At 67.8% G+C, this 22,077-nt stretch carries 23 protein-coding genes and 2 tRNA genes; 17 read left to right on the top strand and 8 right to left on the bottom strand.

Going from position 1 to position 22,077, the window contains the following annotated elements; all coding sequences use genetic code 11:
* Window positions 1-2: 2 nt before the first annotated feature.
* Together ACX80U_RS01980 and ACX80U_RS01975 are read right to left on the bottom strand one after the other, a co-directional pair.
* Window positions 3-1,079 (bottom strand): tartrate dehydrogenase, encoded by a 1,077-nt coding sequence (locus ACX80U_RS01980; RefSeq protein ID WP_133082343.1) that lies wholly within the window; start codon window positions 1,077-1,079, stop codon window positions 3-5.
* Window positions 1,080-1,137: 58 nt separating this feature from the next.
* Window positions 1,138-2,295 carry an ArsB/NhaD family transporter gene (locus ACX80U_RS01975; protein ID WP_459267221.1) on the bottom strand — a complete coding sequence of 386 codons (1,158 nt, stop codon included), beginning with the start codon at window positions 2,293-2,295 and terminating at the stop codon, window positions 1,138-1,140.
* Window positions 2,296-2,392: 97 nt separating this feature from the next.
* Here ACX80U_RS01975 and ACX80U_RS01970 point away from each other — a divergent pair, with 97 nt between their 5' ends.
* Both ACX80U_RS01970 and ACX80U_RS01965 read left to right on the top strand, forming a co-directional pair.
* Complete coding sequence (locus tag ACX80U_RS01970) at window positions 2,393-3,769, top strand: cystathionine beta-synthase (RefSeq protein WP_459267220.1); 1,377 nt, start codon at window positions 2,393-2,395, stop codon at window positions 3,767-3,769.
* Between the two features lie 30 nt (window positions 3,770-3,799).
* Complete coding sequence (locus ACX80U_RS01965) at window positions 3,800-4,969, top strand: cystathionine gamma-synthase (protein WP_459267219.1); 1,170 nt, start codon at window positions 3,800-3,802, stop codon at window positions 4,967-4,969.
* Window positions 4,970-5,140: 171 nt separating this feature from the next.
* On the opposite strand, the gene ACX80U_RS01960 is transcribed toward ACX80U_RS01965, so the two are convergent.
* Together ACX80U_RS01960 and ACX80U_RS01955 are read right to left on the bottom strand one after the other, a co-directional pair.
* On the bottom strand, window positions 5,141-5,554 hold the full coding sequence (locus ACX80U_RS01960; protein ID WP_459267218.1) for a hypothetical protein: 414 nt from the start codon (window positions 5,552-5,554) through the stop codon (window positions 5,141-5,143).
* Between the two features lie 6 nt (window positions 5,555-5,560).
* Window positions 5,561-6,766 (bottom strand): amidohydrolase, encoded by a 1,206-nt coding sequence (locus tag ACX80U_RS01955; RefSeq protein WP_459267217.1) that lies wholly within the window; start codon window positions 6,764-6,766, stop codon window positions 5,561-5,563.
* 146 nt (window positions 6,767-6,912) lie between these two features.
* On the opposite strand from ACX80U_RS01955, the gene ACX80U_RS01950 reads away from it, so the two are divergent.
* From ACX80U_RS01950 to ACX80U_RS01900, 11 genes are all read left to right on the top strand, one after another.
* Entirely contained in the window at window positions 6,913-8,259 is a 1,347-nt protein-coding gene (locus ACX80U_RS01950; RefSeq protein WP_459267216.1) for a glycosyltransferase 87 family protein, read from the top strand.
* On the top strand, window positions 8,259-9,902 hold the full coding sequence (locus ACX80U_RS01945) for a sensor histidine kinase (RefSeq protein ID WP_459267215.1): 1,644 nt from the start codon (window positions 8,259-8,261) through the stop codon (window positions 9,900-9,902). The genes ACX80U_RS01950 and ACX80U_RS01945 overlap by 1 nt, the downstream gene beginning before the upstream one ends.
* Complete coding sequence (locus tag ACX80U_RS01940) at window positions 9,899-10,573, top strand: response regulator (RefSeq protein WP_459267214.1); 675 nt, start codon at window positions 9,899-9,901, stop codon at window positions 10,571-10,573. The genes ACX80U_RS01945 and ACX80U_RS01940 overlap by 4 nt, the downstream gene beginning before the upstream one ends.
* A gap of 39 nt (window positions 10,574-10,612) precedes the next feature.
* A complete protein-coding gene (locus ACX80U_RS01935) occupies window positions 10,613-11,269 on the top strand; it encodes an MOSC domain-containing protein (RefSeq protein WP_459267213.1) in 657 nt (218 codons plus the stop codon).
* Between the two features lie 267 nt (window positions 11,270-11,536).
* Window positions 11,537-13,522 carry a DEAD/DEAH box helicase gene (locus ACX80U_RS01930; protein ID WP_459267212.1) on the top strand — a complete coding sequence of 662 codons (1,986 nt, stop codon included), beginning with the start codon at window positions 11,537-11,539 and terminating at the stop codon, window positions 13,520-13,522.
* Window positions 13,523-13,650: 128 nt separating this feature from the next.
* A tRNA-Thr gene (locus ACX80U_RS01925) sits at window positions 13,651-13,722 on the top strand.
* Between the two features lie 54 nt (window positions 13,723-13,776).
* A tRNA-Met gene (locus ACX80U_RS01920) sits at window positions 13,777-13,850 on the top strand.
* A 327-nt stretch (window positions 13,851-14,177) separates the two neighbouring features.
* The gene (locus ACX80U_RS01915; protein WP_133082353.1) at window positions 14,178-14,369 is read left to right on the top strand and encodes a hypothetical protein; all 192 of its coding nucleotides are present in this window, start codon (window positions 14,178-14,180) and stop codon (window positions 14,367-14,369) included.
* 59 nt (window positions 14,370-14,428) lie between these two features.
* Window positions 14,429-14,989 (top strand): hypothetical protein, encoded by a 561-nt coding sequence (locus ACX80U_RS01910; RefSeq protein WP_459267211.1) that lies wholly within the window; start codon window positions 14,429-14,431, stop codon window positions 14,987-14,989.
* Window positions 14,990-15,277: 288 nt separating this feature from the next.
* Window positions 15,278-15,472, top strand: coding sequence for an excisionase family DNA-binding protein (locus ACX80U_RS01905; RefSeq protein WP_133082355.1), 195 nt, complete (start codon window positions 15,278-15,280; stop codon window positions 15,470-15,472).
* A 36-nt stretch (window positions 15,473-15,508) separates the two neighbouring features.
* Window positions 15,509-15,880: a hypothetical protein gene (locus ACX80U_RS01900; RefSeq protein ID WP_133082356.1), complete on the top strand. Its 372-nt coding sequence runs from the start codon at window positions 15,509-15,511 to the stop codon at window positions 15,878-15,880.
* Between the two features lie 254 nt (window positions 15,881-16,134).
* Here ACX80U_RS01900 and ACX80U_RS01895 read toward each other — a convergent pair whose 3' ends face one another.
* Window positions 16,135-16,515 carry a hypothetical protein gene (locus tag ACX80U_RS01895; RefSeq protein ID WP_459267210.1) on the bottom strand — a complete coding sequence of 127 codons (381 nt, stop codon included), beginning with the start codon at window positions 16,513-16,515 and terminating at the stop codon, window positions 16,135-16,137.
* Window positions 16,516-16,736: 221 nt separating this feature from the next.
* Between ACX80U_RS01895 and ACX80U_RS01890 the strand changes: the two genes are divergently transcribed.
* The 4 genes from ACX80U_RS01890 to ACX80U_RS01875 all read left to right on the top strand — a co-directional run bounded on the left by ACX80U_RS01890 (window position 16,737) and on the right by ACX80U_RS01875 (window position 20,128).
* On the top strand, window positions 16,737-17,162 hold the full coding sequence (locus tag ACX80U_RS01890) for a hypothetical protein (RefSeq protein WP_459267209.1): 426 nt from the start codon (window positions 16,737-16,739) through the stop codon (window positions 17,160-17,162).
* Between the two features lie 320 nt (window positions 17,163-17,482).
* On the top strand, window positions 17,483-18,058 hold the full coding sequence (locus tag ACX80U_RS01885) for a dihydrofolate reductase family protein (RefSeq protein WP_133082359.1): 576 nt from the start codon (window positions 17,483-17,485) through the stop codon (window positions 18,056-18,058).
* Between the two features lie 114 nt (window positions 18,059-18,172).
* Window positions 18,173-19,012, top strand: coding sequence for a helix-turn-helix transcriptional regulator (locus ACX80U_RS01880; protein ID WP_459267208.1), 840 nt, complete (start codon window positions 18,173-18,175; stop codon window positions 19,010-19,012).
* A gap of 174 nt (window positions 19,013-19,186) precedes the next feature.
* Window positions 19,187-20,128 carry an SDR family oxidoreductase gene (locus ACX80U_RS01875; protein ID WP_459267207.1) on the top strand — a complete coding sequence of 314 codons (942 nt, stop codon included), beginning with the start codon at window positions 19,187-19,189 and terminating at the stop codon, window positions 20,126-20,128.
* A gap of 81 nt (window positions 20,129-20,209) precedes the next feature.
* Here ACX80U_RS01875 and ACX80U_RS01870 read toward each other — a convergent pair whose 3' ends face one another.
* The 3 genes from ACX80U_RS01870 to ACX80U_RS01860 are packed head-to-tail and all read right to left on the bottom strand — an operon-like array spanning window position 20,210 to window position 22,058.
* A complete protein-coding gene (locus tag ACX80U_RS01870) occupies window positions 20,210-20,383 on the bottom strand; it encodes a hypothetical protein (protein WP_459267206.1) in 174 nt (57 codons plus the stop codon).
* A 23-nt stretch (window positions 20,384-20,406) separates the two neighbouring features.
* Window positions 20,407-20,838, bottom strand: a complete 432-nt coding sequence (locus tag ACX80U_RS01865; RefSeq protein ID WP_459267205.1) for a hypothetical protein — start codon at window positions 20,836-20,838, stop codon at window positions 20,407-20,409.
* 50 nt (window positions 20,839-20,888) lie between these two features.
* Window positions 20,889-22,058, bottom strand: coding sequence for an RtcB family protein (locus tag ACX80U_RS01860; protein ID WP_459267204.1), 1,170 nt, complete (start codon window positions 22,056-22,058; stop codon window positions 20,889-20,891).
* Window positions 22,059-22,077 lie beyond the last annotated feature (19 nt).

Raw genomic sequence — 22,077 nt, 5'->3', positions numbered from 1 at the left:
GATCACCCACGGATCGTCGACGCGATCGCCTCGCCGAGCGACGCCGTCGTCCCGGTACCGCCGAGGTCCCGGGTGAGGGTGTCACCGCCGGCGGCCAGCACCGACTCGATGGCGCCGAGGATCGCGGCGGCCGCCTCCGGCTCGCCGAGGTGCTCCAGCATCATCGAGGCGCTCCAGATCTGGCCGACCGGATTGGCGATCCCCTTGCCCGCGATGTCCGGCGCCGAGCCATGCACCGGCTCGAAGAGGCTGGGGAAGGTCCGGTCGGGGTTGATGTTGCCGCTGGGTGCGACCCCGATGGTGCCCGTGCATGCCGGCCCGAGATCGGACAGGATGTCGCCGAAGAGGTTGCTGGCCACGACGACGTCGAACCAGTCGGGGTGGAGGACGAAGTTCGCGCAGAGGATGTCGATGTGGAACTTGTCCGTGCGCACGTCCTCGTAGCCGGCCGCCATCGCCTCCACGCGCTCGTCCCAGTACGGCATGGTGATCGAGATGCCGTTGCTCTTCGTGGCCGACGTCAGGTGCTTCTTCTCCCGCTTCCGGGCGAGCTCGAAGGCGTATTTCAGGATGCGGTCCACGCCGGTACGGGTCATGACGGTGTCCTGGATGACCGTCTCGCGGTCCGTGCCCTCGAACATCCTGCCGCCGACGCTCGAGTACTCGCCCTCGGTGTTCTCGCGGACCACGTAGAAGTCGACGTCGCCCGGCTTCCTGCCGGCCAGGGGACTGGTGATCCCCGGCAGCAACCGCACCGGACGCAGGTTCACGTACTGGTCGAAGTGGCGCCGGAACTGCAGCAGGCTGCCCCAGAGCGACACGTGGTCCGGCACGACGTCGGGCCAGCCGACGGCCCCGAAGAAGATCGCGTCGAAGCCGCGCAGTTCCTCGAACCAGCCGTCCGGCAGCATCTGCCCGTGTTCGAGGTAGTAGTCGGCGCTGGCGTAGTCGAACTCCGTGACCTCGACCCCGAAGCCGTACCTGTCCGCGGCCGTCCGGAGCGCGCGCAACCCCTCCGGCATGACCTCCTTGCCGATGCCGTCGCCGGCGATCGCAGCGATCCGGTAGGTGTTCGTCATGGTGTTCGTCATGGTCGGTTCCCTTCATCGGCAGGCTGCTTACCAACCCAGCCTAGGCTCAGGACCCCGTCCACCACAGCACGACGACGGCCGCGGGCAGCGTCAGCGCCGTCACCAGCAGTCCCGCCAGCGCGAACGGCACCCATCGGACGGACAGGCCGAGGGACTGCAGCCGTTCGGCCCACAGCAGGGTCGCGAGCGATCCCCAGGGGGTGACGAGCGGCCCGAGGTTCGCACCGATGAGCAGTGCTGCCAGGCGGAGGGGGGAGCCGGCCAGCGGTTCCAGGGCCAGGTAGGCGGGCAGGTTGTTGACGGCATTGGCGCCGGCGGCACCGACGGCCGCGAGCTGCAGGAGGTCCGCGAGTCCCGCCCCGGTCCCGGCCACGGGAGTTATCCCGGCGTCGAGGCCCTGCGCCTGGGCCGCCGTGACGAGCACGAAGAGGCTGAGGGCCAGGACGAGCGGATTCACCGGGATCAGCCGGAAGGTCAGCGTGCTGCGTCGCCGGACCGCGAAGAGGACCAGGAGGACGCCGGCGGCCACGCTCGCACTCGCCGCCACCGGGATCCCGCTGACCAGGGCGGGCACCAGGAGTGCGAGGACCGCGTAACCGCACAGCAGCAGGACGCGGTCCTCCGCTGCGCGGGGTGCGGCGGGTGAGAAGCGGCCGGACAGCTGCCGGCGGAAGATCAGGAGCAGGACGGCGCACGGCACGACGATGCCCACCACCGCCGGGCCGTAAACGAGCCCTGCGAAGGCCGCCGGAGTGAGCTGCAGCCGCTCCTGCACCAGGAGGTTCGTCAGGTTGGACACCGGCAGGAGCAGGGACGCCGTATTGGCGAGCCAGACGATCGTCATCGCGAAGGGCAGGGGAGGGAGCCCGCTCCGCCGGGCGAGCAGCACCACCAGGGGCGTGAGCAGCACCGCCGTCGTATCCAGCGAGAAGAAGACGGTGCAGCCCACGGCGAGGACGACGGTCACGAGCCACAGCACGATCGTGCGGCCCCCGGCCAGGCGCGCCGACGCCGCGATGATCCGTTCGAAGACGCCCGCCGCGAAGAGCAGGTCCGTAACCACCGTCATGGCGGTCACGAAGAGCAGGATCGGCCAGATACGCTCCCACAGTCCGGCCAGGGCAGGGCCGGGCAGCAGGCCGGCGGCGATGCAGGCCAGGGCGAGGACCGGCAGGATCGCCCGGGAGGCAGTGCGCAGGGTCACGGGCGGGCTCCGATCCAGGGGCAGTAGCAGGTCGGGTCGCGTCCCGCGGCGTAACGGCGGCATGGTCGTGCGGGCACCAGCCGGTAACTTTGTAGTCATGAAGTATGCCAATTCAATCGTCGACCTGATCGGCAACACCCCGCTGGTCAGGCTCAACTCCGTCACCGACGGTATCGCAGCCACCGTCCTCGCGAAGGTCGAATACCTCAACCCGGGCGGGTCGGTGAAGGACCGCATCGCGGCGAAGATCATCGACGCAGCCGAAGCCGAGGGGAAGATCAAGCCCGGCGGAACCATCGTCGAACCGACCTCCGGCAACACCGGTGTCGGACTCGCCCTCGTGGCGCAGCAGCGCGGCTACAAATGCGTCTTCGTGGTGCCCGACAAGGTGGGCGAGGACAAGCGCAACGTCCTCAAGGCCTACGGCGCGGAAGTCGTGGTCACGCCGACCGCCGTCGCCCCCGACAGCCCCCACTCCTACTACGGCGTCTCCGACCGCCTCGTCCGCGAGATCCCCGGTGCCTACAAGCCCGACCAGTTCTCCAACCAGAACGGGCCGCTGAGCCACTACGAGACCACGGGCCCCGAGATCTGGAACGACACCGACGGCAAGCTCACGCACTTCGTCACCGGCGTCGGCACCGGCGGCACCATCACCGGCACCGGCCGGTACCTGAAGGAGGTCTCGGCGGACCGCGATGGCGGGCCCGTACGCATCATCGGCGCCGACCCCGACGGCTCCATCTACTCGGGCGGCACCGGACGCCCCTACTTCGTCGAGGGCGTCGGCGAGGACATGTGGCCCGAGTCCTACGACCCCTCCATCCCGGACGAGATCCACGGCGTCACGGACGCCGAGAGCTTCGAGATGACCCGGCGCCTCGCCCGCGAGGAGGGGCTGCTGGTCGGCGGGTCCTGCGGTATGGCGGTCGTCGCCGCGTTGCGCGTCGCCAAGGACCTGACCGCCGACGACGTCGTCGTCGTCCTCCTGCCCGACGGCGGCCGCGGCTACCTCGGCAAGATCTTCAACGACGACTGGATGAAGTCCCACGGCTTTATGGCCGGCGGCGACGAGGCGAGCGTCGGCGAGGTGCTGCGCGCCAAGAACAGCTCGCTGCCGGACCTCGTGCACACGCACCCCACCGAGACCGTCCGCGACGTCATCGCGACCCTGGCCGAACACGGCGTCTCCAGCCTCCCGGTGCTGTCCCGGAAGCCTCCCGTCAGGGTGGGGGAGGTGCTGGGGTCCGTCGACGAGCGGTCGCTGACGGCGAAGATCTTCAGCGGCGAGGCGCAGCTGACGGACCAGATCTCGCAGCACATGGACGGGAAGCTCCCGCTCATCGGGTCGCTCGAATCCGTCGAGACGGCGCGGGAACGGCTCCAGGACGTCGACGCGCTGATGGTGACGAACGTCGGGTCCCCGGTGGGAATTCTGACGCGCCACGACTTGCTGACGTACATGAGCAGATAACTCACTCCCACCAGGATTCTCAGGAGCATCGTGACGCACTCGAACGCCCAGGGTTTCAACACCCGGGCCGTCCACGCAGGCCAGACCCCCGACCCCACGACGGGAGCGGTGATCCCGCCCCTGTACCAGACCACCACGTTCGCGCAGGACGGCATCGGCAAGCTGCGCAACGGCTACGAGTACGGGCGCGGCACCAACCCCACCCGTGATGCGCTGCAGGTCCAGATCGCGGCGCTCGAGGGCGGCGAGCACGCCTTCAGCTTCTCGTCGGGCCTCGCGGCGGAGGACGCGCTCATCCGGGCCGCCCTCCGTCCGGGCGACCACATCGTCCTCGGCAACGACGCGTACGGCGGCACCTACCGCCTGATCGACCGTGTGCTGTCCCAGTGGGGCATCACCAACACCGCCGTGGACATGGCGGACGCCGACGCGGTCCGGTCCGCCATCGCCGCGAACAACACCAGGATGGTGTGGGTCGAGACGCCGTCGAACCCGATGATGAAGATCACCGACATCGCCGCGACCGCCCAGCTCGCGCACGACGCCGGTGCCCTGCTCGTCGTCGACAACACGTTCGCCTCGCCCTACCTGCAGCAGCCGCTCACCTTCGGTGCCGACGTCGTCGTCCACTCGACGACCAAGTACATCGGCGGGCACTCGGACGCCAGCGGCGGGGCCGTCGTCGTGAACGACGGCGAGCTCGCCGAGAAGATCGGGTTCATCCAGTTCGCCGTCGGCGCCGTGTCGGCTCCCATGGAGGCCTGGCTCACCACCCGCGGGCTCAAGACCCTCGGAGTGCGCATGGACCGGCACTCCTCCAACGCGACCGCGATCGCTCGCTGGCTCCTCGAGCAGGACGAGGTGGAGCACGTGTACTACCCTGGGCTGCCCGAGCACCCGGGCCACGACCTCGCGGCTGCCCAGATGAAGGACTTCGGCGGGATGATCTCCGTGACCTTCAAGGGTGGGGCGGAGGCCGCGAAGAAGGTGGCGGAGTCGACGCACGTATTCCTGCTGGCGGAGTCCCTCGGCGGCATCGAGTCGCTGATGAACTACCCGTCCGACATGACGCACGCGTCCGTCAAGGGCACCGAGCTCGCCGTCCCCGAGAACCTGGTCCGGCTGTCCGTCGGCATCGAGGACCTCGAGGACCTGATCACCGATCTCGACCAGGCGATCGCCACACTGCGCCAGTCCTGATGCGAAGGGCCCCTCCTGATGGAGGGGCCCTTCGTGTGTCCGGAGTCGGCCGGGCCGCCGCGGCCTCGTGCACGTGTTTTCGGCGGGGACGGCGTCCTTCGCGGCGTGTCCTGGCCCGACACGCCCTTCCGAGGGCGAAAGCCGTGCACGACGCCGCGCCGGCACGCCCCGCTAGCGGGAACCCGGCAGCCGGAAGCGCTTCTTCGCCTTCGGCTGGGTCAGCTGGAAGTAGTCGCTGCTCTGCGGCAGCCACATCAGCAGCACCGCGACGAGCATCGCCCCCGCGATGAGTGACAGGCCCGGCGTCCCGCGGACGATGATCGGCACGCCCACGATGATGCCGATGGTGCTCAGCAGCTCGCGGGCGCTCCTCCTGCCCCGGCGCAGCGGGAGCAGGAGGATCAGCTGCAGGACGGCGAGCGCCCCGAGCCCGATGAAGCCTGCCCGGTCGAGGTCCTGCATCGCGGCCGACGTGATGAAGGTGCCCGCGGCGATCAGCAGCAGCACCGCGATCACGAGCCACAGCACGATCGCCGCGCGCAGCGTGAACGGCCGTGGCGGCAGTGCGTTCGGACGGGGACCCAAGATTGCCTATCCTCGCGGGGCGACGGTGCCGGTGGAGGTTTCGGTGTCGTAGGAGTAGACCTCCGTGCCGCCGATCCACACCTGCAGGGCACGCTGCATGACGTCGAGCGGGTCGCCGCTCCACAGCACCAGGTCCGCATCCTTGCCGACGGCGAGCGAGCCGAGGCGGTCCGCCAGGCCGAGGACCTTCGCGGGGTTGATCGTGATGGAGCGCAGCGCCGTCTCCCGGTCCAGGCCCTCCTTGACCGCCAGCGTGGCCTGATGCACCAGGAAGTTGATCGGGATCACGGGGTGGTCGGTGATGATCGAGATCTCGACGCCGGCCCTCGCGAGCTTGCCCGGGTTGGCGATGGAGCGGCCGCGCAGCTCCACCTTGGACTTCGTGGTGAACAGCGGCCCGATCAGCACGGGGGTCCCGCGTTCCGCCAGCACGTCGCCGAGCAGGTGCGCCTCGGTTCCGTGGTCCAGGACGAGGTCGTAGCCGAACTCGTCGGCGATGCGGAGGGCCGTGGCGATGTCGTCGGCACGGTGGGCGTGCTGGCGCCAGGGGATCTCGCGGCGCAGCACCATGGCGAGGGCCTCGAGATGCGGGTCGCGCGCGTTCTCGTCGGCCTTGCCCATGTAGTTCTGGGCCTTCATAAACGCCTCACGGATGACGAGCGCGGTGCCCAGTCGGGTCGACGGCGTCTTGTCCTTGCCGCCGTAGACGCGCTTGGGGTTCTCGCCGAGAGCGGACTTCAGGCCGCTGGGGGAGCGCAGCACCATCTCCTCGAGGTAGCGCCCGTGCGTGTGGAGGGCGACGGCGAGGCCCCCGATCGGGTTTCCGGAGCCGGGGTTGACGTTCACCGTGGTGACGCCGCCGGCGAGGGCGTCGTCGAAGCCGGGGTCGAAGGGGTTGACTGCATCGATCGCGCGGACGCCGGCGGTGTTCGGGTTGGTCATCTCGTTGGTGTCGTCACCTGCGGCGCCTTCACCTTCCTCGTGCGTCCCGAGGTGGACGTGGGCGTCGACGAAGCCCGGGAGCAGCCACTTGCCGCCCGCATCGACGACCGTGGCGCCGTCGGGCACCGGAACGGAGGCGCCGAGGGCCGTGATCCGGCCGTCCTCCACGACGACGGTGCCGTCGAAGGGCTCCCCGTCGATCGGGACGACGTGGGCATTGGTGATGGCCGTGGTGGAAGCGGGCATGGTGGTGCCGCTGGGGGAGGACATGGGTGCATCGACCTTTCGCGAGGGTGCGGGGTGATTTCCACCATATCGGCCCGCGGGCACCTGCCCGGGGCCGTGCCTACACTGGATGAGCCGTTCCGCAGGGTTTCCCGGGCCGGTGACAGCACCCTGTTGATCGGAAGGAAAGCATGAGCCAGCGCAGTATCCCGGCAGCGGTCCGGGCGCTGGGCGTCGTCGCCGCAGTGGCCGTCGCAGCCGCTCTGGGGGTCTGGGCGTTCGCCTGGGCGGACTTCATCGGCCTGGACTTCCGCGTCTACCGGATGGGCGGACAGTCCGTGGTCGACGGCGACGGCTCGCTCTACACGCGGTCCTTCGGCGAGGGCGAGGGGTCGCTCCTCTTCACCTACCCGCCCTTCGCGGCCCTGGCCTTCACCGTGCTGACGCTCGTCAGCGCCGAGACGGGCGCCCTCCTCTTCGTGGGGCTATCGGTCCTCATCGCCGCTGCGACCTCCCTCCTCGTCACGCGGTACCTCGGCGGCTTCCGCGGTGTGCGGGAGGTGGTGCGGCACCCCGCAGCCCTGCCGCTGGCCATCGCGGGCACCGGTGTGGTCTGCCTGCTCGGCCCGTGGCGCGAGACCATGGCCTTCTCCCAGGTCAACATCCTGCTCTTCGCGATGATCGCCGCGGACCTGCTCTCCGGCCCGCACCGACGCATGCCGACCGGCCTGCTCACCGGCATCGCCGCGGGCGTCAAGCTGACGCCCCTGGTCTTCGGCCTGTACTTCCTCGTGCGCGGCGAGTGGAAGCAGCTGTTCACGATGGCCGGCGGCTTCTTCGGGACGATCGCGCTCGGGTTCCTCCTGCTGCCCGCGGAATCGGCGACCTACTGGCTGCAGATGCTGCGTGACACTGGCCGCATCGGCGGCGAGGGCTACGTGGACAACCTGTCCCTCCGCGGTGCGATCCTGCATTTCCTCGGGCCCGACTTCCCCTCCACCATCCCGTGGCTGCTCGGCTCCCTCCTGCTGGTCGCCGCGACGGCCTTCGTCATCCGCACGGCCGGACGGCGCGGTGACCGCTTCCTGCCCATCGCCATGACGTCGCTGCTCATGCTCCTCATCTCGCCGATCTCCTGGTCCCACCACTGGGTGTGGATCGTGGTGGTCCTGGCCGTCCTCGCAGGCCAGGCCGCCGGACTCCCGGCGGAACTGCGGGCGTACCGCGCGGCAGCTGCGGCCCTCTTCGTCATCACCCTCGTGGTCTTCATCTACTCGCCCAAGACCATCGGCCTGCTGTTCGGAGCCCAGGACCTCAATTCGCAGCTGACGACGGGCTGGCTCATGGCCTCGAGCGCCGGCGTCTTCTGCGCTCTCGCCATCACCGTGCTCTGGGTGCTCCTGTCCCGGCGCCTGGCGGTCCATGCTCCGAGCAGCATGGACGAGCAGGCGGCAGCGGGATCCGGGCGGACCCCGAGCGGGAGCAGCAGGGACACCGCGCTCGACGACGGCGTCGTGCCCAGTAGCCGGAACCCCTGATGTCCGTGGCGGCCCGGCGTACCCTCGCAGCTCCTGTCAGCCGTCTGCGGGTCGTCGGCGCCTGCGTCGTGGCGCTCGCCCTGCCGCCCCTCCTCGAGGCAGCCGTCTTCGCGGTGGGCAACTCGCTGCTCGTCGTCGACGTGCTGTTCCAGCTGGCAGGCGTCATCGCCGTCGCTTTGATCGGTGGCCTCTGGCCCGCCCTGCTCGCGGCCCTGTGGAGCAGCATCATCCTCAACTACACGTCGACCGAGCCGTTCGGTTCCCTCGAGATCGCCGACGCCGAGAACGTGGTCACCGTGTTCATCTTCATCGCCGTCGCGGTGGCGGTCTCGCTCGTCGTCGGCCTCTCCGCCCGCCGTTCCAGGGAGGCGGTGCTGGCGCAGCAGGAGGCGGCTCTGCTCGGTGAACTCGCACGTGGTGCGCTCGCGGAGGAGGACACGCTCCAGGGCTTCCTGCAGCACGTCCAGTCGCAGTTCGACGTCGACGCCGTCGCCCTGTTCGGTCCCGAGGACGGGAGCACCGGGACCGGAAGGAGCGCGGCCGGGAGTGACGAGACCGGGCAGGACGGCGCGTCGGCCGAAGACCGCCGGGAACGCAGGGCGCTGGCCGTCCGTCCGACACCTCGGCAGCAGGACGCGGCCGGCCCCGCCTCGAGCGCCCCAGGCCGCGGGCAGGCAAGCGCCGCCGGTCGCGGGCCGGGTACCGGCGGGTCGGCCCAGGGAACGGACGCCCCCGCTCGCGTGAGTGAGGACCGCTGGACGCTGGAGACGGCGACCACCAGGGAAGCGGTCGACGGCGACTTCTCGCTCGCGCTGTACGGGCGTCCTCTGTCGGGGCGCGAGCGCGGCCTCCTGACGGCGTTCGCCGGGCAACTGCGCTCGATGCTGCAGCGGCAGGAACTCCTCGCGAGCACACGCACGAACCGCCGGCTCGTCGAGGGCAACGTCATGCGCACGGCGATCCTGCGTTCGGTGTCCCACGACCTCCGCACGCCCCTGGCCGGCATCAAGCTCGCGGTCAGCAGCCTGCGGCAGTCGGAGGTGACCTTCTCGCAGGAGGACGAGGACGAACTCCTCGAGACCATCGAGGACTACTCGGACAGGCTGGATGCGCTCGTCAACAACCTGCTGGACATGTCCCGCATCACCGGTGACGCCGTGAACGCGCACGTGCGGCCGCTCAAGTGGATCGACGTCGTCGGACCCGCCCTCGCGAACGTGTCCGAGGACCGCGTGCACGTGTCCATCCCGCCCAACCTCCCGGCCATCGAAGCGGACCCCGGACTGCTGGAGCGGGTCCTCGCGAACATCGTCGAGAACGCAGGGAAGTACGCCCCGGACTCGCTGATCGAGGTCACCGCGTCCATCGGCGGCACCGGCAGGGCGCTCATCAACGGCTTCCCCGCGAGCGAGCTGCGCGTCATCGACCACGGCCAGGGGGTGTCCCGCGACGACGTGGACACCATGTTCCGTCCGTTCCAACGCCTCGACGACGCGCCGTCCGGAGCCGGCGTCGGACTGGGCCTGGCCGTGGCGAAGGGATTCACCGAGGTCATGGGCGGCGTGCTCGACGCCGAGCAGACCCCCGGCGGCGGGCTGACGCTCGTGATCCGCCTGCCGATCTCGACCGGGGCGGACCTGTGACGCGGGTGCTGGTGGTCGACGACGAACCACAGCTCCTCCGCGCCCTCGAGATCAACCTCCGCGCCTACGGCTACCAGTGCGTCACAGCCGTCGACGGCGAGACGGCACTCGCCGCCGCGGCCGAGCACCACCCGGACATCATCGTGCTGGACCTCGGCCTGCCGGACCTCGACGGGGTGGAGGTCATCCGTCGGATCCGCGGCTGGTCGCAGGTGCACATCATCGTGCTGTCCGCCCGCCACGGCTCGCAGGACAAGGTCGATGCCCTCGACGCCGGGGCCGACGACTACGTGACGAAGCCCTTCGGCCTCGACGAACTGCTCGCGCGGCTCCGTGCGGCCGCCCGGCGTGCGGCCGTCGAGGCCGCCGCACCCGTCCTCGAGACGCCCGATTTCCTGCTCGACGCCGGTGCGCGCCGGGTCGTGAAGGACGGGAAGGACGTCCGGCTGACGCCCACGGAGTGGAAGATCGTGGACCGGCTGATCGCGCACCCGGGCCGGCTCGTCTCCCAGCAGCAGCTCCTCCTCGACGTCTGGGGACCCGCCTACGCGAAGGACGTGCAGTACCTCCGCGTCTACATGGCACAGCTGCGCAAGAAGCTCGAGCCCGATCCGGGCTCGCCGCGGTACTTCGTGACCGAGAGTGGGATGGGCTACCGCTTCGAACCCTGACCGGGAGCGCGGATGCGGGCGCCGCATAGGATGGTCGCCATGACCACCGGTACCCTCCTCGCCGTCTGCCGCGTGCACGAACTCCTCCCCACGAAGGACTCGACCGGGGTCACTGCGATCGACAAGCGTGCGGTCGACGGGCCCGTGAACGTCCATCCGCTCGGACTCACCGGCGACATCCAGGCGAGCCGGAAGCACCACGGGGGACCGACGAAGGCCCTCTACGCCTACTCCCAGGACGACGCCGAGTTCTGGGCGCAGCAGCTGGGGCGTGAGGTGACGCCCGGCCTGTTCGGGGAGAACCTCCGCGTCGCGGGGATCGACGCCTCCAACGCCGTCATCGGTGAGCGGTGGAGCGTGGGGGAGCAGGTGGTGCTCGAGGTGACGATGCCGAGGACGCCCTGCGTGAACTTCGCCCGGTACCTCGGCGAGAGGTCCTGGGTAAAGCGCTTCGCCGAGGCCAACAGGGTGGGCACCTACCTGAGCGTCGTGACCAAGGGGAGCGTCTCCGCGGGTGACACCATCCGGGTGACCAGCGTCCCCGAGCACGGTGTCACCGCTGCGCAGGTCTACGCGGGCCCCGACGCACGCCAGGCGCACGCACTGCTCGATGCCGCGGCGGCCGGACACCTCGCCCTCACCCCGCAGGTCCGCAAGGCCGCGCTGCAGGCCCTGAAGGTCGCCTCGCCGGCCTGACGTGCCGAACGTCACCTGCCGGATGGCCTCCTCGTGGAGCGCGACGGGGCGTACGTGCCGTAGACTGGGAACATCCCCCACACCGGTATTCCCTTTATTTCCGCCCCTTTCGGGCCGGATAGGTTGTGTTGGGGCTCGGAGCGAAGACTCGCGAGCAGATTCATCAGGGAGCGCCGGCTAGAAGAAACGTCACACATCACTGCTGAGAGAGCAGAGAACACAGTGTGACGAGGAGCTCGGCCTCGGGATTGAAACAGTGCCGGATCCATGTTCATTCGGCTCTGCGGGCTCCATCCTCAGGCCGTCCGGCACCTATCTGGAGGAATTCTTTCCGTGCCTGAAAACCTGTCCGAGCACATCACCGACACCACTCCCGTCACCGAGACCACCGCAGCGGTTCCCGCTCCGGAGTCCGACGACGACGGCGTGAACATCCGCTTCACCGAGCTCAACCTCGACGGCCGCATCCTCGCGGCACTGAACGACCTCGGCTACGAAAAGCCCTCACCCATCCAGGCAGCAACCATTCCCGCGCTGCTCGAAGGTCGCGACGTCGTCGGCCTGGCCCAGACCGGCACCGGCAAGACGGCCGCGTTCGCCGTACCCGCGCTGTCGAAGATGGCGGAACTCGCAGACGTCAACGGCGGACCCAGCAAGAACACGCAGGTCCTGGTGCTCGCACCGACCCGCGAGCTCGCGCTGCAGGTGGCCGACGCCTTCACCTCCTACGCCAAGCACATGGAGGGCTTCACCGTCCTTCCCGTCTACGGCGGATCGCCCTACGGCCCCCAGCTCAACGGCCTCCGCCGCGGCGCGCAGGTCGTCGTCGGTACCCCGGGTCGCGTCATCGACCACATCGAGAAGGGGTCGCTGGACCTCTCCAACCTCGAGTACGTCGTCCTCGACGAGGCCGACGAGATGCTGCGCATGGGCTTCGCCGAGGACGTCGAGAAGATCCTCGGCTCGACGCCCGCCGAGAAGCAGGTTGCACTGTTCTCCGCGACCATGCCGCCGGCCATCCGCCGGATCGCCAAGAAGTACCTGAACGATCCGGCCGAGATCTCGGTCAAGGGCAAGACGACGACGGGCACCAACACGCGTCAGCGCTACCTGCAGGTCATGGGCCCGCACAAGCTCGACGCGATGACCCGCATCCTCGAGGTGGAGGACTACGACGGCATCATCGCCTTCGTCCGTACCAAGGCGGCCACGGAAGACCTGGCGGACAAGTTGCGTTCACGGGGCTTCACAGCCGCAGCCATCAACGGAGACATCCCCCAGCAGCAGCGCGAGCGCACCGTCGAGGCGCTGCGCGAGGGCAAGATCGACATCCTCGTCGCCACGGACGTCGCCGCCCGCGGCCTCGACGTGGAGCGCATCTCGCTCGTCGTGAACTACGACATCCCCAACGACACGGAGTCCTACGTCCACCGCATCGGTCGTACCGGCCGCGCAGGACGTTCGGGTGACGCGATCCTCTTCATCACCCCGCGTGAGAAGTACCTGCTCCGCTCGATCGAGAAGGCCACGCGCCAGCCCGTCGAGCAGATGCAGCTGCCCTCCACGGCGAAGATCAACGAACTGCGCCTCAGCAAGTTCGCGGACAAGATCACCCAGACGCTGGCAGGCAAGGACGTGGCACTGTTCCGCGACCTCATCGCGAACTACGAGCGCGAGCACGACGTGCCCGCCACCGAGATCGCCGCTGCCCTCGCCGTCATGGCGCAGGGCGGACAGCCGATCCTCGTCCAGGACATCCCCGTCGCTCCCGCCGGCCAGCGCGAGCGGGCCGAGGGCCGCAAGGACGCCTTCGGCTCCCGTGGCCCGACGCGCACCCTCACCGAGGGCAACGCCACCTACCGCATCGCGGTGGGGCGTCGCCAGCGCGTGATGCCGGGCTCGATCGTCGGCGCCATCGCCAACGAGGGCGGCCTGTCCTCCTCGCAGATCGGCGGCATCGACATCCGCGCCGACCACAGCCTCGTGGAGCTGCCCGCGGACCTGTCCACGGACCAGCTGCGTGCGCTCTCCAAGACGCGCATCGGCGGTGAGCTCATCCACCTCGAGCTCGACAAGGGACGCAAGCCCTCGGGCAACCGCGGCGCTGGCGAGTTCAAGAAGCCCTTCAAGAAGGACTTTCCGAAGCGCGACGGCGACACCCGTTTCTCGGGCGACGCCACCCGCAAGCCCCGCTACACCAAGGGTGCGGGAGCCGGAGCAGGACGCTCCAGCGCCCAGTCCGAGCAGTGGTAGGAACTAGCTAGTCGAACCCCGTCGGACCCTCGCCCCGCGCGGGTCCGACGCGGAATCAGGGGTCGGCCCGTTCGGGCCGCTGTCGATTTCGCACCAGCGGCCGGGAACTGGTAAAGTTTCTTGCTGTTGCCCCCCTAGCTCAGTGGTAGAGCGCGTTCTTGGTAAGAACGAGGTCACCGGATCGATTCCGGTGGGGGGCTCATGAATGAGGGGCCCGTGACGATCATCCGATCGGTGCGGGCAGCCTCATTTAGGGCGGTGTAGCTCAGCTGGTTAGAGCGCACGACTCATAATCGTGAGGTCGTGGGATCGAGTCCCACCACCGCTACAGACAAGACCCCCGGAGTCCTCGAGACTCCGGGGGTCTTCTTCTGTCTGCTGACGGCGTTACTCGTACAGCACCGCCCCTGGGCGCCCTCATCCAGCCGGGGTGCGCCGACTCGTCCTTGTGAAGTGCGACGCCGGCGGCGGGACTCCGGAAGGTCATGGTCGGCCCGTATGCGACCAGGAGTCCGCGCTTGCCGCTCTCGGCGCCGTGCGCTGTCGCGCTCATGGGGAGCGGTCCTCGATGAACGCGAGGATGGCCTGTACCCCCGGTTCGAGCGGGACGTGATGCCCCGGAACCTCACTGCCGCATGTCGCGGCGGTGGGAGGAATGGAGAGCCTCGCTGTCCCGACCCTGGTGATATATGCCGAGCACGGCAAGTCGACCACCGAGCAGAAGAACCGGTTCGTCGAGAGCGGCCGGAACGCCACGCGTGTCGACCTCGCAGGTGTCTCGCCTGATGCCCACCTGGACGCCTTCGACCAATGGATCCTCGCTTCCACAGGATGCATCATCCGCTGAGGGATTCCCGACAGGGCCTCCTTGATGAGGCTGCTCTGGCGCATCCATAGGATGAGGGCATGAGTACGAAGCGGGAAACGGTCGAGTCGGTCCAGAGTGATGCCATCGCCGCCATCGCTCATGTCCGTGTGGTCGCTCAGGCAGAGGGGGACGAGGCGCGAATCCATGCCGCTGATCGGCTCCTTCGGCTGTTCGAGGACATCCAGGGGGAACATCATCTTCGTGAAGCCGCCTCGGATTCCCTGACCCTGTACGGAGGCATGGCGTCGTTCTCCGATGCCGGGACCGCCGAGTCCTCGTTCGCCGTCACCCGATTGGGTACGGTATTGCGGCATGCCCGCACCTGGTCGACCCGCGATCAGGCGCCGATCGCTTTCCGGGTGACCGCGTACCCTCGCACCACCAGGTGGCTGCGTCGCGAGGTTCGAGGATTCCGCTATGACGCATTGTGGAGCGACGGTCGCGTCGATCGCGACATCGCCATGCTCAGCTCGACGTACGGGCTCCCCACGACCGATTACGACACCACGTCGAAGGCTCTGGATGCCACGTGCCCGGTGACCGGGACCGGCCCTTGGATCGAGCACGGGACGGGTAATCCTATCGAAGGGCCGGCTTAGGCCTCGGAGTCCATCGGTTGCCTCTGGTTCCTCATCGAGTGCCCGGCAGGTTGGGGTCACGTCGCCCATCCACCGCTTGAAGCGTCGGCGGTGATGTGGTGCCAGCGTCCGTTGCGGGTGCGCCTCAGCATCCATCGGATGCGGTGACACCAGGAGCCGGCGGCCTGCCTGGTACTTGGTCGACGGTGGTGCGGAACAGGTAGTCACTACTCGTGTGTAACCAGCAGGAACAGTTCAGTGTTAAGACTGTGGCCAACGTGGCACACGATACGGGGAGCTGGGGTAGTCATGGCACAGAACACATCGATGACGACAGACCTTCTGACGGTCGCAGAAATAGCTGCCAGTATGCGGGTGTCGAAGATGACGGTGTATCGGTTGATGCAGTCCGGGGCGATGGAGAGCATCCGCTTCGGTCGCTCCTACCGGGTGCCGAAGCTCGCGGTGCAGCGTTACCTCGAGTCAGTCAATCCCGGACACTGATGAATACCGCGGGTTACCAGCACTCGAAGGCACCCGATGATTCCTGTCTTTGACACGACCGCATTGGCGAAGCTCGTCGAAGATCTTGACCTGTACGTCGCAATGGACTTTCTGACCACCTTCAGCGCACTCCTGGCCGGTCGGATAGAGCGCATCGAACAGGCTTATCAAGACCATGACGAAGAAGAGATCACCACGGCGCTTCTGAGCCTGCAGGCCAGTGCGGCGATGGTGGGGGCAGCGCAACTAGAGGCATCAGCAACCCGCGCCCTCGGTCAGCAACCGACGAGAGCGAAGCACTCCGGCGCGTTGATCAGGAGGCTTGAGGGACAAGCCGACGTGTTCAGGGAGACCATCGCCACTCTCCCTATCGCGGCTGTACCGGCGACCTATGAGGCAACGGGGTAGATCTCGCCTGTCGGACCGGGCAAGAATTTATGAGTTCGGCACGGCAGTTGTCGCCTCACGGGTTCCCATGATCGCCGTCATATTCTCGGTCAGGACCGGCTCACGGGCATGAATAGTCATGTCCTCCAGCTCTGAAGCGCCCGATGGTCCTTCCCACCTCATGGGCGGGTTGCTAGGTTGCTCGGATGAGAGCGCAAGCAGTGACCATCGGGGTGCCAGTCCGTGATGTGGAATCAGCGGTTGCCTGGTATACATCAGCTTTCGAGCTTGGGGAGCCCGCGCAGATGCCTCTCGACGGTCTCGTGGAATTCGACCTCGGCCCTTTCTGGCTTCAGCTTGCGCTGGCTCCACAGCTCGCTGGGTGCGAGGGTTTGTCCGTCAACATCAGCGTCGAAGATGCCGCCGAAGAGCACATGAGGTTCAAAAAACTCGGGCTCCGGGTCAGCGAGCTGCGGCGGATTCAGGATGTCGTCGAGTTCTTCGAACTCACGGACATGGACGGCAATAAGATCGGCTTCGTCACGGAACTGAACTGATATGGAAGTCTTCTTCCAGCGCCGGATGTCGATCCTGATACGGACGTTGGTCAGCCATCGAACGCTGTGAAAGCCACGCCACCCACCGCTGTGATTCACAGCTACAGGTATCAGGGCTCCACGGGTGACCGGCGATGATCGGATGCGCGTGTAGCGGGTACATTCATTTCGACATTCGGTGTGGCCGGCGTTCCGCTACCCCCGGCGGTCACCGCATCAAGGGGGCTCGATGCTCCAATCCGGAGCTACGCGTCAGAGGCGCCTGTGCCCGTTGATAGCGTCATGACGAGGTAATGCTCTGGCGGCTGTCGAGGGGGACGATGATGCACTTCAAGCAGGCAGCAGCGGCAACAGCCCTGGCTTCGACACTGATCCTGATCGGCGGATGCAGTGGTGCTGAATACGGCATCACGGCCCTGGACCGGGAGGCCACCGCGGCGGACCGGTTACCGGACGTCGTCGTAGACGAGAGCGTGAACGCGGACTCGGTCAGGAAGGTGGCCGAGCAGAATCAGGTTGCCTACTTCATAGGAGCGATGAACGACGACCAGGGCTACTGCGCGTACGCGGTCGACAACGACGACTTCATCGGAGGGTGTGGCCGCGGTCATGGTCAACTGGTCACCGTCTCGCCAGGGGGAGGCTCGAGTCTGCCTCAGCTGACGCTGGTCTTGGACTCGTACGACACAACTGACCTGAAGCGCGACAACTGGGTTGAGGTCCACACCAACATCTTCGTCCGGTAGAGCCGGAGGTGACTGCACCTGACGGGATCCCCCGTCGCGCGTCCTACCCTTCGCGTTACCGACGAAGGATTCGCCTGCGACACCGACGATCCCCTCGAGAACACCGCCGCCGATGTGGGCTACACCTCCGTCTACGCCTTCAGCCGAGCGTTCCACCGCGAACGCTCGCTCCCGCCCGGGCGATACCGGACGCGCTCCCGCGCGGATCAGGAGCCCACATGAGGCTCAGAACCATTCACCAAGGCAACCGATGAATTCCTGCTGCGCGCTGCGTCTACCGTGTGCATGTAGGCAACTGGATGAACCAATGGAGGTTTTTGATGTCACGGGAACTGGTGTGGACGGGATTCATGTCGCTGGATGGTGTGGTCGATTCCCCCGGTGGGGTCGAAGAGGGGCACCGCGGTGGCGGATGGGTTTTCAGCACCGAGTTCCTGCCTGAGGCTTTCGCCCTCAAAGAGGAGGAGTTGGCGGAGACGACAGCGCTCATGTTCGGGCGCCGCAGCTATGAAGCGTTCGCGCCCATCTGGGTCGGATCGGAGGACCATGCGGCCTACAAGGACCTTCCGAAGTACGTCGTCTCGACGAGTCTTGACGAGCACGCGCTCATCGACGGGTGGGGCCCGTCGGAGATCCTGCGATCCGTCGAGGACATAGCCGCACTCAAGCAGGGCGACGGCGGCGCGATCTTCGTCCACGGCAGTGCCGAACTCGCGCGGGCCCTCGCCGATGCGAATCTCGTCGACCGGTACAACCTCCTCGTGTTCCCAGTCCTGCTGGGTGCCGGGAAGAGACTCTTCAGCACCATGGACAGGGACCGGCAACAGCTGCGCCTTCGCGAGTCCGAGAACTACCCCAATGGTGTCGTGAAGGCCGTCTACGACGTCGTCCACTGAGGCGGGCTCGACGAACGCCTCGACCGGAAAGCGCTCCATGGGTGGATCGGCAGACCCTGGATGGTCGAGCGTCGACCTGCTGGACGGAAGACCTGCCATGAAGGGAAGGTCCGCATGATCGATCGTGACGGTCTGGGCTCGTTTCTGCGACTTCGTCGTGAATCGCTGCAGCCGGAGGACGTCGGCCTGATGAGGGGTCAGCGGCGGAGGACCAGTGGTCTGCGCCGCGAGGAAGTGGCCGGACTGTGCCACATGTCGACCGACTACTACGCCCGATTGGAGCGCGGCACAGGACCTCACCCCTCGGAGCAGATGATCACCTCCATCGCTCAGGGGCTGCATCTGACTCTCGGTGAACGGGATCATCTCTTTCGCCTCGCCGGGCATACGCCCCCGCCACGGGGCTCGGCGAGCGAGTTCGTGAGCCCCGGGTTGATGAGGATCCTCGACCGGCTGACCGATACGCCGGCGGAGATCATCACCGAGGTGGGCGACACCCTCCGACAGACCCCGCTCGGCCTGGCCGTACTCGGTGATGCCTCATCGCGTACGGGCCCAGGACGCAGTATCGGGTACCGCTGGTTCACCGACCCGTCAGTCAGGGAAGCATATCCACCTGAGGAACGTGAGCAGCTGTCCCGCGTCTACGCCTCGGGCCTACGCGAGCTCATCGCGCTCCGCGGGCCGGGTTCAAGGGCCGCTGAACTCGCGGCACTCCTGCAGGACGATGCGGACTTCCGCCGGGTGTGGGACGCGCAGGACGTGGGCGTGCTGCCACCCGAGTTCAAACGGTTCCTCCATCCCACCGTGGGGCGCCTGGACCTGAACTGCCAGACCCTGCTCGATCCGGACCAGTCCCATCGCCTGCTCGTCTACACGGCCGTGCCGGGCAGCGACAGCCACGAGAAACTGCAACTGCTGACCGTCATCGGCACGCAGACCATCAGCAACTGATCGTTCCTCTCCGCATCGTCGCAGCACGCGACACCAGGCGTCGCAGCATCGCCTCCTGTCCGCTGTTTCGTCATCCGTGGATCGACAGGTCCTGGCTGGGGTGTGGCAACCGGTACAGCATGAACTCAGGCACCGATTCCGGTGATCACCCGGCCTCTACCGAAGGACCCTCAGATGCCACAGAACCACGACCTTCCCATCCCTGACCTGACCGGACAGCTCGCCGTCGTCACCGGCGCCAGCGACGGCATCGGCGCCGTCATCGCCGCCCGCCTCGCACAGGCTGGAGCCGAGGTCATCATGCCCGTCCGCAACCCGGACAAGGGGGCCGCCGTAGCCGAACGCATCCGCACGACCATCGACGGCGCGAGCGTCAGCACCCGATCCCTGGACCTGTCCTCCCTGGCATCCGTCGCCACCCTCGTCACCACCCTCGCCGCCGAGGGACGGCCCATCAACATCCTGGTCAACAACGCCGGCGTGATGCGCCCACCCACTCGACAGGTCACCCGTGACGGGTTCGAGCTGCAATGGGGTACGAACCACCTCGCCCACTTCGCCCTCACCGTGGGCCTGTTGCCGCTCCTGAAGGAAGGCCGCGCACGGGTCACCCACCAGAGCAGCGTCGCCGCGAGGAAGGGCTTCCTGAACTGGGACGACCTGAACCACGAGCACAGCTACGACGTCATGACGGCCTACACCGGATCCAAGATCGCAGTCGGCCTGTTCGCCCGCGAACTCGACGCAAGGAGCCGCGTCGAAGGATGGGGTATCAGCAGCAACCTCTCACACCCCGGCATCTCACCGACGAACCTGTTGGCCGCACAGCCAGGTATGGGCCGCGACCGCATACCGCCGGAGCGCCGCCTCATCGGAGTCCTCTCCCGGGTCGGCTTGGCCGGCACCCCGCAGAGCGCGGCATTGCCGGCGCTCATGGCAGCCACTGCGCCCGACCCCAGCGGCGACCAGTTCTTCGGACCCAGGCGCACCACCGGCGGACGCCCCGTCGCCCGGGAACACTGGGCACCCATGACGGACATGAACGACGCGCGCCGCATCTGGGAGGTCTCCGAACACCTCGTCGGCATGAAGGCCCCACACCGCTCATCCTCGTAGTTCACGGAGCACGACGCCCGGGCACGACGAAGACCGGCAGGCGAACCTGCCGGGCCCCGATTCGAGGATCGCGTGCAGCTGCTAGCGCTTGCCCGCCGCCGCATCCTTCACGGATTGGGGGGTCTTGCGACCCAGTTGCTGGTCGAGGGCCACCCGGAGACGTGCTTTCGCCGCCGTCACCCGCGGAGTATCGGCGGGTCGTCGATAGCCGCCCTGCCCGGACGGGGCTTGCCGTGCATGTGCTGAATCGGTCATCGGCGCTCTCCTTCGTCCTGGTCTCATTGTCCGGCACCGCCTTCGGGCAGTCCAGCGTCGGGATCCTCCGGATTCGCCACCGGATTGCTCACCCAGATCGCGTCCAGGATCAGGCGGTCCTCCTCGGTCGCCAGATCGCTGTAGGACAGCTGGAGCAGCGCCTCCACCCCTGCTTCCTGCCGGATCGGGTCGAGGGATGTCGCGGCGTCGATGGCCCACTGCGTCCTGCGCCACCATTCGGCCCGGTCGTCCGCACGCCTCTTCTGCTCCAGTGCGGCCCGGTCCGCCGTCGAGCGTTGCCGGAGGGCCGCGAACGCCGTGACAGCCGCGAGCACCGCAGCGAGCAGGACGGCGAGGGGTGCCAGGGCGCCGACGATCTCCCACCACTGCGGCACATCGGATGCGACGTCCACGACGATCGGTTCGGGCGGCTGCGTGCCGGTCAGGAGCGACATGGCGCCAGCCTAGCCGCCGCCACTCCCGTCCGCGGTGCCGTCCGGGGCCGTCAGTCGCCCTTCACGTTGATGATCTGGCGCAGGGTATGACGGATGTCCACGAGGTCCCGGGCATCCTGCATGACGACATCGATGTCCTTGTAGGCGGCGGGGATCTCGTCGAGGAAGGCAGGGGTGTCCCGGAATTCGATACCCTGCATCGCGGCCCGGAGCTGGTCCTGCGTGAAGGTCCTCCGCGCGGCGTTGCGCGAGTACTCCCGCCCCGCGCCGTGGGGTGCCGAGTCCATCGCCTCCCTGTTGCCCCGGCCCGTCACCACGTAGGAGCGCGTGCCCATCGAGCCCGGGATGAGGCCGGGTCGCCCGGGATCCGCCGCGATGGCACCCTTGCGGGAGAGCCACACGTCCTTCCCGAAGTGGTTCTCCCGGTGAGTGTAGTTGTGGTGGCAGTTGATGCGTTCGAGCTCCTGCACGGGCTTGCCCACCCAGTGCGTGAACTGGCCGACCACGCGGTCCATCATCTCCTCGCGGTTGAGCAGGGCGAACTTCTGCGCCCACAGCAGTTCGCTGATGTAGCGGTCGAACGCTGGCGTGCCCTCCTCGAGGTAGGCGAGGTCCCGGTGAGGCAGCGAGATGGAACGGCCCGCGCAATAGTCCTGCGCCGCTCGGATGTGGCGCTGCGCGATGCGATTCCCGATACCCCGCGAGCCCGAGTGCAGGAACAGCCAGACGTCGTCCGCCTCGTCGAGCGACACCTCGATGAAATGGTTGCCGGAGCCGAGGGTACCCAGTTGGAGCCGCCAGTTCTTCAGGTAGCCGGCAGGGTCGAACCCGGCACGCCGGGCGTCCTCGTCGAGCGCGTCGATGCGCGGCTGGGCGGAGGCGGACACCCGCTTGTTGTTGTTGCCCGCGGAGAGGGGAATGGCTCGTTCGATCGATTCACGCAGCCTCCGCCGGTCCAGGCGGGCGATGTCCCCCGCGGAGTGGTCCGTGCGCACGGCGACCATCCCGCAGCCGATGTCCACCCCGACGGCCGCGGGGATGATGGCGCCGAGGGTCGGCAGGACCGAGCCGACGGCACAGCCAAGGCCCAGATGGGCGTCGGGCATGGAGGCGAAGTGGGGGTACACGAACGGCATGGAGCTGGTTCTGCGGTTCTGTTCGAGGGTCGCGTCGTCGATGATGCTGGCGAAGTTGACGTATCTCTCCGTGATCCACTGCATGCGTCGAGGCTACCGACGG

Source organism: Arthrobacter sp. TmT3-37, assembly GCF_054510835.1.
The sequence above is the reverse complement of the archived record's forward strand: the minus strand, read 5'-3'. Positions and strand labels throughout refer to the sequence as shown.